General features: G+C 38.6%; 13 protein-coding genes and 1 pseudogene. 12 read left to right on the forward strand and 2 right to left on the reverse strand.

Annotated elements, in window-relative coordinates:
* Positions 1 to 86 precede the first annotated feature (86 nt).
* The 11 genes and pseudogenes from V7K48_RS00575 to V7K48_RS00625 form a co-directional block, all read left to right on the forward strand.
* Positions 87 to 224, forward strand: a pseudogene (locus V7K48_RS00575) (class I SAM-dependent methyltransferase); the annotation flags it as partial.
* Positions 225 to 305: 81 nt separating this feature from the next.
* A complete protein-coding gene (locus V7K48_RS00580) occupies positions 306 to 1244 on the forward strand; it encodes an SPL family radical SAM protein (RefSeq protein WP_335068603.1) in 939 nt (312 codons plus the stop codon).
* Complete coding sequence (locus tag V7K48_RS00585; RefSeq protein ID WP_335068605.1) at positions 1237 to 2118, forward strand: hypothetical protein; 882 nt, start codon at positions 1237 to 1239, stop codon at positions 2116 to 2118. The genes V7K48_RS00580 and V7K48_RS00585 overlap by 8 nt, the downstream gene beginning before the upstream one ends.
* A 107-nt stretch (positions 2119 to 2225) precedes the next feature.
* Positions 2226 to 2525: a hypothetical protein gene (locus tag V7K48_RS00590; RefSeq protein ID WP_335068607.1), complete on the forward strand. Its 300-nt coding sequence runs from the start codon at positions 2226 to 2228 to the stop codon at positions 2523 to 2525.
* A gap of 71 nt (positions 2526 to 2596) precedes the next feature.
* Entirely contained in the window at positions 2597 to 3436 is an 840-nt protein-coding gene (locus tag V7K48_RS00595) for an urease accessory protein UreD (protein WP_335068609.1), read from the forward strand.
* A gap of 68 nt (positions 3437 to 3504) precedes the next feature.
* On the forward strand, positions 3505 to 3807 hold the full coding sequence (ureA, locus tag V7K48_RS00600; RefSeq protein ID WP_094348604.1) for an urease subunit gamma: 303 nt from the start codon (positions 3505 to 3507) through the stop codon (positions 3805 to 3807).
* A 21-nt stretch (positions 3808 to 3828) separates the two neighbouring features.
* Positions 3829 to 4134, forward strand: a complete 306-nt coding sequence (locus tag V7K48_RS00605) for an urease subunit beta (protein WP_335068612.1) — start codon at positions 3829 to 3831, stop codon at positions 4132 to 4134.
* 333 nt (positions 4135 to 4467) lie between these two features.
* Positions 4468 to 6183, forward strand: a complete 1716-nt coding sequence (ureC, locus tag V7K48_RS00610) for an urease subunit alpha (protein ID WP_335068614.1) — start codon at positions 4468 to 4470, stop codon at positions 6181 to 6183.
* Between the two features lie 3 nt (positions 6184 to 6186).
* On the forward strand, positions 6187 to 6657 hold the full coding sequence (locus tag V7K48_RS00615; protein ID WP_335068616.1) for a hypothetical protein: 471 nt from the start codon (positions 6187 to 6189) through the stop codon (positions 6655 to 6657).
* A 98-nt stretch (positions 6658 to 6755) separates the two neighbouring features.
* Positions 6756 to 6965 carry a hypothetical protein gene (locus tag V7K48_RS00620; RefSeq protein ID WP_335068618.1) on the forward strand — a complete coding sequence of 70 codons (210 nt, stop codon included), beginning with the start codon at positions 6756 to 6758 and terminating at the stop codon, positions 6963 to 6965.
* Positions 6965 to 7306 carry a type II toxin-antitoxin system VapC family toxin gene (locus V7K48_RS00625; protein WP_335068620.1) on the forward strand — a complete coding sequence of 114 codons (342 nt, stop codon included), beginning with the start codon at positions 6965 to 6967 and terminating at the stop codon, positions 7304 to 7306. Before V7K48_RS00620 ends, V7K48_RS00625 begins: the two co-directional genes overlap by 1 nt.
* Positions 7307 to 7502: 196 nt before the next feature.
* Here the strand turns inward: V7K48_RS00625 and V7K48_RS00630 are convergent, their stop codons facing one another.
* Positions 7503 to 10352 carry an AAA-like domain-containing protein gene (locus tag V7K48_RS00630; protein WP_335068622.1) on the reverse strand — a complete coding sequence of 950 codons (2850 nt, stop codon included), beginning with the start codon at positions 10350 to 10352 and terminating at the stop codon, positions 7503 to 7505.
* Positions 10352 to 11932 carry an AAA-like domain-containing protein gene (locus V7K48_RS00635; RefSeq protein WP_335068624.1) on the reverse strand — a complete coding sequence of 527 codons (1581 nt, stop codon included), beginning with the start codon at positions 11930 to 11932 and terminating at the stop codon, positions 10352 to 10354. Before V7K48_RS00635 ends, V7K48_RS00630 begins: the two co-directional genes overlap by 1 nt.
* A gap of 368 nt (positions 11933 to 12300) precedes the next feature.
* Here V7K48_RS00635 and V7K48_RS00640 point away from each other — a divergent pair, with 368 nt between their 5' ends.
* Complete coding sequence (locus tag V7K48_RS00640; protein WP_335068626.1) at positions 12301 to 13446, forward strand: hybrid sensor histidine kinase/response regulator; 1146 nt, start codon at positions 12301 to 12303, stop codon at positions 13444 to 13446.
* Positions 13447 to 13527 lie beyond the last annotated feature (81 nt).

The raw sequence follows: 13527 nt of genomic DNA on the forward strand, positions 1-13527 counted from the left end.
TTGACGCATTTCATGGGCTACAGTTCTATGTTTCCCTGAAAATATGCCCAACTAACAGGTTCATTTCCACTTTTACATCAAAACCCATGAGCCAAATTAATCCTGAAACAACCCCCTTACATACCTTAAATCCACTCAACCGATTTTCTGACAAAGCGGAGGATTATGTAAAATATCGACCAAGCTACCCCACAGATAGAATTGATATTATCTTAAAAGGATTAGGTGAAGTAATTTAAAAATAAAAATGGGAATTATAAGAACTAGGGTGCGTTAATTCACTTTCAATAAATATTAGGATTCACATGGCACAACCAAAATATGAAGGTTATTGCGAATGCACTCCTACCAAATTAGTCCGAGAAAAGTTTGGAGATGTCAATGTTTTTACACAAAATGCTAAATCACTCTTAACAAAAGCTACTGGTTTTATTGGTGATTATGATTTTACTCTAAATCCTTACAGGGGATGTCAATACGGTTGTAGTTATTGCTATGCTGCTGCATTTACCCCTAATGCTCAAATGCGTGAAGACTGGGGTAAATGGGTAATTTTTAAGGAAAATGCTGCTGAGATTTTAGCGAAAGAATTAAAAAAATGGTATGAAAAGAATCCCCAGATTCCTCCTAGTATATACATGAGTAGTGTTACTGATCCTTATCAACCACTTGAATCGAAACATCAACTGACTCGTCGGTTATTGGATGTAATGCTTGATGTGAGTATTGACAGTTATCCAACTCCAACTTTGGTGATTCAAACTCGTAGCCCAATTATTACTAGAGATATTGATTATTTACAACGATTTAAGCGATTGCGAATTAATATGAGCATTCCCACTGGTAGCGAATTAGTGAGAAAAGATTTTGAACCGCGATCGCCCAGTATTAAAGCCAGACTAAATGCTCTCACTAAAATTAAACAAAGTATTGATTATTTCAAAGGTTTTCTTCCCAAAATTTCTATCACTATTACCCCTCTACTTCCTACTTTACCAACTGATGAAGCTGCTTTTATTGACAAACTAGCCATCGCTGATAGAGTTGTAATTCAAGCTTTTCATCCAAGCCAGAGTCGTTCTCTTATGGCATCAACTCGCCAAGAAGCTGAAGAAATTAAGCAAAAATACGCTTGGTGGTATGAGGATGAGAAATTAAGCTATATGAAATTTAAGGAAAAGTTAGTTTCTCGGCTTCCAGGTGTAGAAATTATGGAAGGCAAAGAGGGATTTGGTTATGAATAATCCTATCGTAAATTGGTGGCGAAGTCAGCAGTTAAAATTATCTTTAAAACGTGGGGATATCCGACGTGCAGTCCAACTATTGCAGGAGATTCAAAAATCAGGTGCAACATTCTCATGGTTAGAAAAACTATTTAGGGATAAACTCCAACTTGAACGTTATTCCCAAGAATACAAACGACAAACAGAAACTTTAAGTAAACAACTAACAGAAGCATCTCAGCAAAAAGCTAATCACATATTAATGCCAGATGAGGAATTTGTTAAATATATCTATAAAATTTTTAATTTAATACAACACGATGAATATAAACTGCAATCTACTGGTATTGATGAACGGATATTTGATGATTTTGAATCAAGGCTAGTTGAATATCTTAAAGAAGAATTTAGCAAGATTCCTGATAAACAATTATTTATTAAACTAGAAGATGCTCTTGAGGATATTAATAACTTAAAAATTGGACAAGACCCAGACTACCGTTTTAGTCTAACTCCTCATGTCTACTTTATGAAGTATTTTTTAGAAAATGTATATTGCATATATTTAGCTTGGTTTCTCATTTACCAGGATGCTTTACTACCAAGTAAGGTTAATATCCTTGATATTGCAGCAGGCCCAGGAACAGTTGCTTATGGTTTAGCTTTATTTCTCCAAAGTAGTAGCGGTTTTTTTCATATCCCGCAAATGCACATATCTTACTACTCTTTAGAAAAACAAGATGCTTTCCAGTTTCGTGGACTTCAGTTTTGGCGACGATATATAGAGTCGCGTCTAACCACAGTGAATGCTTACTTCCGCTTTGTTACTACTGATATTTTTACTTGGGAAACTCAATCAAATAATCTACCAAAGACTTTTTCGACTTTATCGTAATTTCCCACTGCTTCTTTGCAGATCCAGCCAAGAGGGTTGAAGCTAATAATACTTACAAGCAAATATTTGTCAGTAGCTTAAAAGAATCAGGTTATGTTCTGCTAATTGTGCAAGATAAAAAGTTATTCAAAATTTATGATGCTCAACAAATTGAAAATCAAGCGTCGGAAAAAAATGTAGTAGATAAATTTATGGCAGAATTGGGATTAGAATTAATCTGGTATAAATATCTCACTTCAACAGGTTCAAGAAAACCTTCTTCTGGTGCTGATTTTGCTAAGATAGCTAAAGAAAAATTACCAAAACAACTATATATGAATCCAATAGTCCAACAGTATTTTGGTCAAAAGTATCAGTCATGCTATGCATTAGATGATTATGTAATATTGGCGAAAAAATCATCATAAATTACAAGGGAAGCCGCAAATAATACATTAAATAAATATAAGCTATCTGAACTTTAATCTTAAATTTATAAATGACTTGCAACTCAGAAATAGCAGAAGGTTGGCATGGCAAACTTAATTTAGTCTATGCCGATCGCCAGGGTAAAACCCAATTAATTTACAATCACCAACAAGCGCCCCTGAAGGTACAACGCCCATTTTACCCAGAAGGGGAAAAACTTTGCCATAGCGTCATTTTACACACAGCTGGGGGAATGGTGGGAGGCGATCGCTTATCCTCTAACATCCACCTCCAACCCCAAGCCCAAGCCTTAATCACTACAGCTGCTGCAAGCAAGATATATCGCAGCAATGGCTTACAAGCTAGACAAACCATCCAAATGCAAGTTGACGCTGGTGCTTGTTTAGAATGGTTGCCGCAAGAGACAATTTTATTTAACGGTGCGATTTATCGGCAAGATTTACGGATAGAATTAGCAACCGGGGCCAGTTGGTTAAGCTGGGAAATTACCCGATTTGGTCGCAGTGCTAGAGGAGAGAAATTCTTGCAAGGGGAATGGCGATCGCACACGGAAATTTGGCAAAAAGGCGTTCCTTTATGGATTGATCGGCAATGGTTACTGGGTAGCGAAGACATTTTCCACAGTCCCCACGGCTTGGCTGGAAAACCAATAGTAGGTAGTCTAGTTTGGGTTGGTGGTGCAGTTTCAGCAGAAATTGTCCAAAAAACGCGAAATTTATGGAATGGGGAAGGAGAAGCGGGTGTTACCAGCTTACAATATGGATTATTGTGTCGATATCGCGGTTTTTCTACATCTGAGGTGAGAAACTGGTTTATTAATGTTTGGCAGCTGCTGCGAGTTTCTTTTTTGAATCGTGGTAATTGTATACCAAGAGTGTGGCAGGTTTGAACATAGACGCGTAGCGGCTTGCCGCAGGCTACCACAGAGGCGCAGAGAACTCAGAGGAGGAGGTACTAATGCAACTTACGCCGCAGGAAAAAGATAAGCTATTAATTTTTACTGCTGCTTTATTAGCAGAAAGACGTAAAGAAAGAGGTTTAAAACTGAATTATCCCGAAGCGATCGCTTATATTTCTGCTGCCATTTTAGAAGGTGCAAGAGATGGGCAAACTGTAGCTGAATTGATGAGTTATGGTACAACTCTCTTAACGCGGGATGATGTCATGGAAGGGATACCTGAAATGGTGCATGAAGTGCAGGTTGAAGCTACTTTTCCTGATGGCACAAAGTTAGTAACAGTACATAATCCAATTCGTTAATTTTGGAATTTTACATTTATTATGATTCCTGGGGAAATTATCACACCAACAGGTGAAATTGAACTAAATGTTGGTCGTCCAACTGTAAAATTGCAAGTGTCAAATACAGGCGATCGCCCCATACAAGTCGGTTCCCACTATCACTTTTATGAAGTCAACACCGCCTTAAATTTTGACAGAGAACAAGCGCGAGGAATGCGGCTGGATATCCCTGCTGGAACCGCAGTTCGTTTTGAACCCGGCGACGAAAAAGAAATAACTCTAGTTCCCCTCGTTGGTACTCGCCAAGTCTACGGCTTCAACGCCAAAATTAACGGAAACCTCTAAAAACCTCCGCGTACCTCTGCGCTTCCCTCTGCGTTTGAAAATTGCATAATTTCACAAACCCAATATTTAGCTTAATTGATTAATTATTTGAATTACATTCTAAAGAATTCCACGCCCCTCTCTCCGTTTCAAGTAGGCGGCCAATTGAGCAGGTGATTTTAACTTAACAATTTGCTATTTTTCATTCCTGCTAACTTCAGTTTTATTTCATTAATATTTATTTCCCTAAATTTACTATGCTCGTAAAAATATCAAGTTATACAAAATTTTCATCTTAGTTTCCTAAGGTTGCTCAAAAATATTCAAATCAACACCATCGTCAGGAGTAGCATTATGTCTTACAGAATGGATCGCCGCGCCTACGCCGAAACTTATGGGCCGACAGTAGGCGATCGCATCCGACTTGCAGATACAGAATTATTTATTGAAGTTGAACAAGATTTCACTACCTACGGTGACGAAGTAAAATTCGGCGGTGGTAAAGTCATCCGAGACGGGATGGGACAATCCCCCATTTCTAACGCCGATGGTGCTGTTGATTTAGTAATTACTAATGCCTTAATTCTCGATTGGTGGGGTATTGTCAAAGCAGATATCGGGATTAAAGATGGCAAGATTTTCAAAATTGGTAAAGCCGGAAATCCTTATGTTCAAAACAATGTAGATATTATTATCGGCCCCGGAACTGAAGCCTTAGCAGGGGAAGGAATGATTCTCACTGCTGGCGGTATTGATGCCCATATTCATTTTATTTGTCCCCAACAGATTGAAGTTGCGATCGCTTCTGGGATTACCACCATGATTGGCGGCGGCACTGGCCCCGCCACAGGTACAAATGCCACTACCTGCACCCCCGGCCCTTGGAACATTTATCGGATGTTGCAAGCCGCTGATGCTTTTCCCGTCAACTTAGGATTTTTGGGCAAAGGAAATACTAGTCAACCCCAAGGACTTGTAGAACAAGTAGCCGCAGGTGCAATGGGGTTAAAACTTCATGAAGACTGGGGAACTACACCCGCAGCAATTGATACTTGCCTTAGCGTTGCTGATGAATATGATGTGCAAGTAGCGATTCATACTGATACCCTGAACGAAGCCGGATTTGTCGAAGATACGATCGCTGCTTTCAAGAATCGTACCATCCACACTTACCACACTGAAGGCGCAGGCGGAGGACACGCACCAGATATCATCAAAGTTTGCAGCCAAGCCAATGTTCTACCATCTTCCACCAATCCCACACGTCCTTACACCCTCAACACCTTAGACGAACACCTGGATATGTTGATGGTATGTCATCATCTTGATCCAGCGATCGCCGAAGATGTTGCCTTTGCCGAGTCCCGCATCCGCCGAGAAACCATTGCCGCCGAAGACATTTTGCACGACTTAGGTGCATTTAGCATGATTTCTTCCGACTCCCAGGCAATGGGAAGGGTAGGCGAAGTGATAATTCGCACCTGGCAGACATCTCACAAAATGAAGCTACAACGGGGAACTCTTTACTTACAGGGGACAGAGCAAAAAGCAGACAACTTTAGGGCAAAAAGGTATGTTGCTAAGTATACTATTAACCCAGCGATCGCTCATGGAATTGCTCAATATGTGGGTTCAGTGGAAGAGGGAAAATTAGCAGATTTATGTTTGTGGCGATCGGCATTTTTTGGCGTGAAACCAGAGATAGTGATTAAAGGCGGAATGATTGCATGGTCGCAAATGGGTGATGCCAACGCCAGTATTCCTACACCGCAACCAGTGCATATGCGACCGATGTTTGGTAGTTTTGCAGGTGCGCGTCATGCCACATCATTGACTTTTGTTTCGCAAGCAGCTTTAGAGAAAGAAATTCCCAGCCAGCTAGGTTTACAAAAGGCAGCAGTTGCAGTTTCTGGGACACGCCAATTGAGTAAGCGGGATATGAAGCTGAATGATGCACTACCCCATATTGAAGTTGATCCAGAAACCTATAAAGTCAGGGCAGATGGTGAGTTGCTGACTTGTGAACCTGCGACAGTTTTACCAATGGCGCAGAGGTACTTTTTGTTTTAATTCATGACCGAGCAACTTACTGATTACGATAGTCTTTGGAAAGAAGTCATTGAGCTATACCCAGAAAATCGGCTACAGTGGAAACTAAGCCTAGTCAGACGGTTGTATGAACGGGGATATAGCCGGGAAGATATTCGGGAATTATTTCGGTTTATCGACTGGATAATGGTTTTGCCAAAAGAGTTGGCGCTTAGTTTTAAAACAAAAGTAAGAAGTTACGAGGAGGCAGATAGAATGCGGTACGTAACTAGTATTGAAAGGCTAGAAAAAGAAGAAGGTATTGTCGAAACTGCTAGAGAAAGCATCATTACAGTTTTAGAAACACGATTTGGAGAAGTGCCAAACTCTATTGTCGAAGTGATCAATGGGATAGAAGAACCATCTGTACTCAAAATACTTCTCAAAAGTGCGATCGCTATTTTTTCCACAGCAGAATTTCAGCAACTTTTGGATAGTCTCGCCTCTGGAGAATGAGCAATGCTGGTTTGAGATGAGGGTAAAGTCGCCCTCATCAATTTTTTGTTTTGAAGTTACGAGCAAATAGTTGAACATTGTATCTAAAGCTGAAAGTAATGCTACCTTTTAAGAAAAAAATTGTGACTGATGAAGCCATGCGTCTGGTAGCAGTGTTGATCGATTATCAAGATTGGCAGCAAATTGAGAAGATATTAGAAGCTCATCAATTACAACAAAAACAAGAGTTTAATTTAAACCAGTATGCGGGTGTAATTCAACTAACTCAAGACCCTTTGGAATATCAGCAGCAAATTAGAGATGAGTAGTGTTGACACAAGCTTTGGTTTTTTTAGATATAAATGTAGTCTTGTATTTTTTGGGTGGTCGCTTGGTAAATCCACTACCATCAGGACAATATTTGATTTCAGTAATTACTGAGATTGAATTGCTCTCTTATCCGAGTCTCAATTTAGAAGAAGAAACACAAATTATTGATTTTTTAAATAAAATTACAATCATTGGTATTGATAGTAATATTAAAAATTTAACAATTGCATTTCGCAAACAATACAAACTCAGGCTTCCTGATGCAATAATTGCAGCAACTGCAAAATCTCTAAATGCAACATTGTTTACAAATGATGTAAGATTGGTTAATTTAACATAAATTAACACTCAGTCAGTGCAAATTGTGTAATAAGTGCGAGCGCAATTCCTTCTCCAGTCTAATTCCAGCAAGTTTTAGATAACCTCATCTCTGGGAAATAAATGCGATCACTCAGGCGCACTCAGTCGATTTAAGTTTCCCTAGAAGCAGTTGTAATATTTGGACATGAACAACCACAGATAATATATGCTGGAATTCATGTTTTAAAAAAGCATAATTTTTCAATTTTAATAAAAGTTGCTAAATATCCACTTAAAAATACAATTAAAATTATAGCAATAGTGCTAAATCGCACAAAACTAATTACTTTAAATATAGAATACTGTTTGATAGTTTTCACTCCTTGAATAAAACCTAAACTTCCACCTATTAACAAACCTAATAATAACCAGCCTACTGATGGTTGCTTGATTCCGAACCATGTGAATGAATAAGCAGACACCTCAATCATGAAAAAAAAGATTGAATTAATAATTTTGAAAAAAATAAAGTCGTTTAAAAGGTTAAAAATTATTGTATAAAAATTGTATAAGAAAAACAAAATTAAACTTATCAAACCCAAAGATAATATAAAAGAATTCAATAATCTATTAAATGCATCCACCACAATTAAGATTAGATTTATGAGAATTTGTAACGGATTTTTGGAGAAAATTAATTGTACAATAATAAATAAAGATAACCAGTTAAATACAGCCAGATAGATGTTAATATTACTTATATAATTAGTAATATTATTATTTATGGGTTCATCTGTAAATAAACTAGAGCAAGTTAAAGAAAAAAAATTAACTTTTTCTTGGGAAACTGGATAAGAAAAAATCCATAGTTGGTTTATTCCTACTAATATTTCAAATATTAATCGTATAGCCCCCATTACTAGTGCTATAACGAAGCTATAAATCCCAATCAAGCCAGCAATATTCTCCCATCTGATCGGTATTCTAAATTCAACTGGTACTTGATATTCGCCATTATTAGTTCTTAAATAAATATTATCATTATATAAACCGTCCGCCAGTAAACTTGTATCTACGGATAAGGAAAATTCTAAAAATGTACCTTCAAAACGAGAGGGAGCTATTTTGACTAGATTTTGCTCAGATAAAGCAGTTCCCTTAATTTTTCCATTAGGAGTTTTACAATTAATTTTTAATGCTGCATTAACTATGTTGTCTGATATCACTCCAAAATCTAGGTTTTTTGGTTCAATACTAACTTGATTATTTATAACTCTATACTGTAGATATATACGGCAATTTTCTCTAATACCTTCTAGTTCAATAACTATACAGCATTGGTAATTTCCAGGTTTTACCTCAAGCATATCCATCTTTATTTGAATAGTTTTATCATTTAAAGAATTAAAATTTTTAAGACAAACTATGCCAGGAAGTAGAGGTTGAATATCTACGTAGCCCCATGCAAACCCACGTCTATTATTTCCAACTTGTAATTCAACTATTGTTTGATATCCGACTGGTATTTTACCCAAATCTACCCTATCTGGTTGTACAAAAATTTCTGGATATGGTTCATATCCTACACTTTTATAAAGCTCTCGGACAAACATTTCCAAGCCTTTACGTTTTTCTTCTTGGTAAAAATGGATAATTTCACTTGATATATTTGCTAAATCTGTTCTACCTAAATGTGCTACTAGCCATTGTTCTAAATACCTATTGAATAGATATGATTCTGCTTCTTCAGGAAAGTTATCACACAATATCATTAGTTCCGTAATATCAGAAGCTACTCCATTTTTAAACATGAAGCTGTTTGATTTCCAAGCTGAGGCTTGGCTTGCACGGAAGAACTTATGATCCTCATTACTCAAGTTTTTGCCTATTGACCATTCCAGTGCATCTTGCAAAGCCTTACCTCGCAATAAACGCGACTCATCCTTGCAATCAGAGGCTAACCAGGCTGTTATTCCTTCGGCATAGGGGCGTAAGTTGCCTAATTCTTTATCAACCCAACTCTGACTAAAAACTAACTGATAAATCCTATTATAAACTATTAATTTCCGATGCCGCTCAACTACCAATCCCGATAGTCGTAATTGCATTTGCTCTGGACTGTTATCTCCAACAATTTCTCCCTGCTGTAAAATCTGCTGATACAGTATTAACATTTGCCCAGCACGTTGCTCATTCCTGAGAATGCGATCGCGTATTGTCCTCAAATGCTCCGGTTCGTCTTGTGATTCCCAATTTTTAATCGTTTGTGATTGAACCACATCCTGTACCCTCAAACTCTTATCACCTGTTTGGATAAATTTACAAAGCTTTTGAGTGAGAAACGGTTGTCCAGATGTCCAATCTAAGACCTCTTGCAGTACTGCCTGTGGATTATTGACTTTTCCCACTAATCCCTTAGCTAAAGGCTGGACTTCATGCAATTCAAAACCTTTTAATTCAATTGCTTGACCTATATTAAACGGTGTACGCTTTTTATCTTTAATCAAATCCGAGGGAGTAGCTACTCCCAACAGACAAAATGTAAGGCGTTTGTATGCTGGTTTATCAACACGCTGGTTATAGCAGAACCTGAGCCAAGCAAAGAAGTCGTCAGTCGAAAAATTCAGGCTGAGAACACTATCAATTTCATCAATAAAAATAACAATAGATTGAGAAATTTCAAGTAACAGAATTTGCTCAATAAATTCACTTAATCGCTGTAACGAAGAAAGCTTATCCTGATCGCGCCACCAACTCCGTAAATCAAACTTTTCTGAAAGCTCAAAACTACTCACTAAACTACGTAATACACTTATATACCATTTATCTGGTGTAATATTCTGGCTACCAATTCCAGTCAAGTCAATCGCAGCACAAGCAATGCCCTCTGCTTTCAAGCGTTGCATAATTTGCACTCGCAAACTAGACTTACCCATCTGCCGTGAATTTAGAACATAACAAAATTCTCTAGCCTTCAATGTCTCATACAAATCTATATCTGCTTGTCGCACTACATAACTGGGGGCATCAACTGGTAAACTGCCACCAACTTGATATTTATAAGCTGGGTTTTGTTCTATGTTCATCAGCTAACTCTTAGGCGATCGCGGAAATATTGACGATATAAATCACAACGTGGCGTTACATCATTTCCTTGCTGTTGTAATAAGCCCATGCTGAGTAATTTAAAGCATTGTATCGAATCCAACCGAACTGGGCTAGTATTGGCAACTACCTTTTTGATCGCAGCAGCTAATTCTGGATGCTGTTCTAAATTCCACAAATGCCGACGTAAATGGTCGCTATAAGGGCCAGCTTCTGTGGGGGCTGTTTGCAAAAGCAGATTGAGCGTAATATCCTGTCTGGCAATGTGATAAAGTGCCACTCGTACAAGATAGGGATGTCCTCCCACCATTGCCATTAGTTGTTCAACTTGGGTAAAACTCCAATTGAGTCCATGCCTTCGTGCCAAATCAAGAACCTGTTGGGCGTTAAATTCTGATAACTCAATCCCTAAGCCTAGATTAAACGGCGATTGATTCATATCCATTGGAATGTAAACTTCTGTGGAATGCACTACTACTAACTGCAGTTTTTTCCAAATATCCCGGTTGTTAGCATCTTCATGCCAAGCGCGTAACAGCCCAAAAAAGTCTGCAGCAATTTCGGGATATTGAAATATACGATCAACTTCATCCAATCCCAATGCTAGGGGTTGGTTGATTTCTGGCAAAAGATACTCGTCGAAATAAGCGGTGCAATTACCCTTACTGCCATAAATATCATCGTCCCAGTAATCTGCTAGCTTGTTGGGTAGCCTCAACCTCCGTCCAACACTGGCACAAAACCACTGAAGGAACTTATCTAAATCTGCAAAAACCTTTCCATCTGCCAATTGAAAGCTCAAAGGCACGGTTAGATAATCTTGTTGTGATGCTTGATGAAGAATCCGCGCCATGAGTGAGGTTTTACCCATCTGCCGGGGCGCTTTGATCCGAATCAAAGATGCTGATTCTGGCTTCAAAATTGTCTCGTAGCAGCGAGATTCGATGGGGGGACGTTCAATATAAAACGCCGAAGCCAAATCCACTTGTCCATCAGGTAATTCTGGTTCTGCCACTGGCAGAGGTGGTGAGAGGTTAAGAGGGTGAGGGGGTAATGAAGGGAAAAAATCATTACTCATCTCTCTATCTGCCAATCTTTCTACATCTCCGTCTGCCACTAAACTAAAAATTTCCTTTAAAATTTTGGGAGTATCGGCAGGTGAATTCCACTCTCGCTGCTGAATCTGTTGTAAATAACCCCGCAAATCATAATTTAGTGGCGTACTCCAAGGAAGATTGATGCGAATAGGCAAAATCATTGGCTTATATTGATCACTGCCATCCCGTAACTGCTTGGCCTGTCTCACCTCTTCTGTCACCATCTCGCTAGTTGCCGATCGCTCAGACAACAGCAACAAAAAGTAATCACACAGTTTTAATTCTTCATCAATACGCTGGGGCCATTTTTCCCCCAAGCGAATACTCTCGCCTGCCATGAATGCTTCGTGTCCAGCAGCTTTAATAGCTTCATAAAAATTCTGGGCAAGGCTCAAGTCTGGATCTTGACTGCGATAGCTGATGAAAAATCTAGCGCTTTTGCTGGCTGCTGGCAAAGTTGGCATAGTCGGATAAATATGCAGAAATTTTGACAAACTTGACTATATTCTTGCAATTTACGAAATCAAAACTATTTTCTACTTTTCTCTAAACAACTTGCTAGTAGCTGATACACAATATACTGATATATTTTATAACAAAATAGTACTGATATTATCTGTATTCAGTTCTAGAAGTTTACGAGCCATAATTCAATTAGCTTGTGGCTATCTGTTAAAAAGGTAAGTAAAGTAGTTTTGAAAATACGTTTATATAAATTTATTGGTAAACAGTTTTTTTTCGGAGGAAGTTTACCTAAAAATACTATTTAAAAAACTATACCAGTAAACCAGTTTACCTAAAAATTTACTTTTACCCCATACCTTGTATCTATATGACTTCACAATCTTCTCGCTCTGACAAAATTCTGGTTGTTGATGACTCTCCTGATAACGTATTTTTGATCAAAACTATTTTGGAGGAAGAAGGTTACACGATTAGCACCGCAGAAAACGGGATTTCGGCCTTGGCAGAATTAAAAGCTTCTCCTTGTGACTTGGTTCTGCTGGATCTGATGATGCCAGGTATGGACGGCTACGAAGTTACTAAGCACATTCGTGGAGAGATGAAATTGCCACAATACATCCCCATATTGCTGATCACTGCCCACGATGCGCCCAACGTCGCCCACGGTTTAGACTTGGGTGCTGATGATTTTATCCGCAAACCTGTAACAGTAGATGAATTGCTGGCACGAGTGCGATCGCTCCTGCGTTTGAAGCATAGTATGGATGAACGTGATGAAATTGCCCGTCAGCGAGAAGATTTTGTCTCTCGCCTTACTCACGACTTACGCACTCCCTTAGTGGCGGCCGATCGCATGTTAATGCTATTTCAGCAAGGAGCGTTGGGAACATTATCAGCACAAATGCAGGAAGTAATCGCCATCATGGCCCGTAGCAATATCAACCTGCTTTCTATGGTCAATACCTTATTGGAAGTTTATCGCTTTGAAGCAGGTCGCAAAACTTTGGCATTTCAACCAGTTAATTTGGACAGATTGCTAGAGGAAGTGACTGGAGAATTAGCACCTCTAGCTCAAGATAAAACACTGTCCCTAAATTTGGAGGTTATTGAGGAGTCAAGCACAAACACAATGATGGGCGATCGCTTAGAATTGCATCGTCTATTCACTAATCTTATAGGGAATGCGATCAAATTTACCGACTCTGGGTCTGTTATTATTCGTTTTACTTCTCAACCCCAGTTTGATAAAAGTAGTCAATCTCAGTTCTCTGGAAAATCCAATTCCGTTGACTACATTAGAATTGAAATAGCGGATACAGGCCCAGGTATTCCCCCTGAAGAACAAGCCACCATATTTGAACGATTTCGCCAAGGCAGCCACAAGAGTTCTGGTAGTGGCTTAGGACTGTACCTTGCTCGCCGAATTGTCGAGGCACATCAAGGCATTATTCTGCTTAATTCTGAGTTGGGCCAAGGTAGTGTATTTATTGTCCTTCTACCCACCAAAACATGAGAAAATTAGCAATTATAAATTATGAATTGTCGAATTTTTTACCCTAATAATTCATAATTTATAACTTTACTACTATCTATC

It is taken from the genome of Nostoc sp., assembly GCF_036919615.1.
GTDB lineage: Bacteria > Cyanobacteriota > Cyanobacteriia > Cyanobacteriales > Nostocaceae > Nostoc.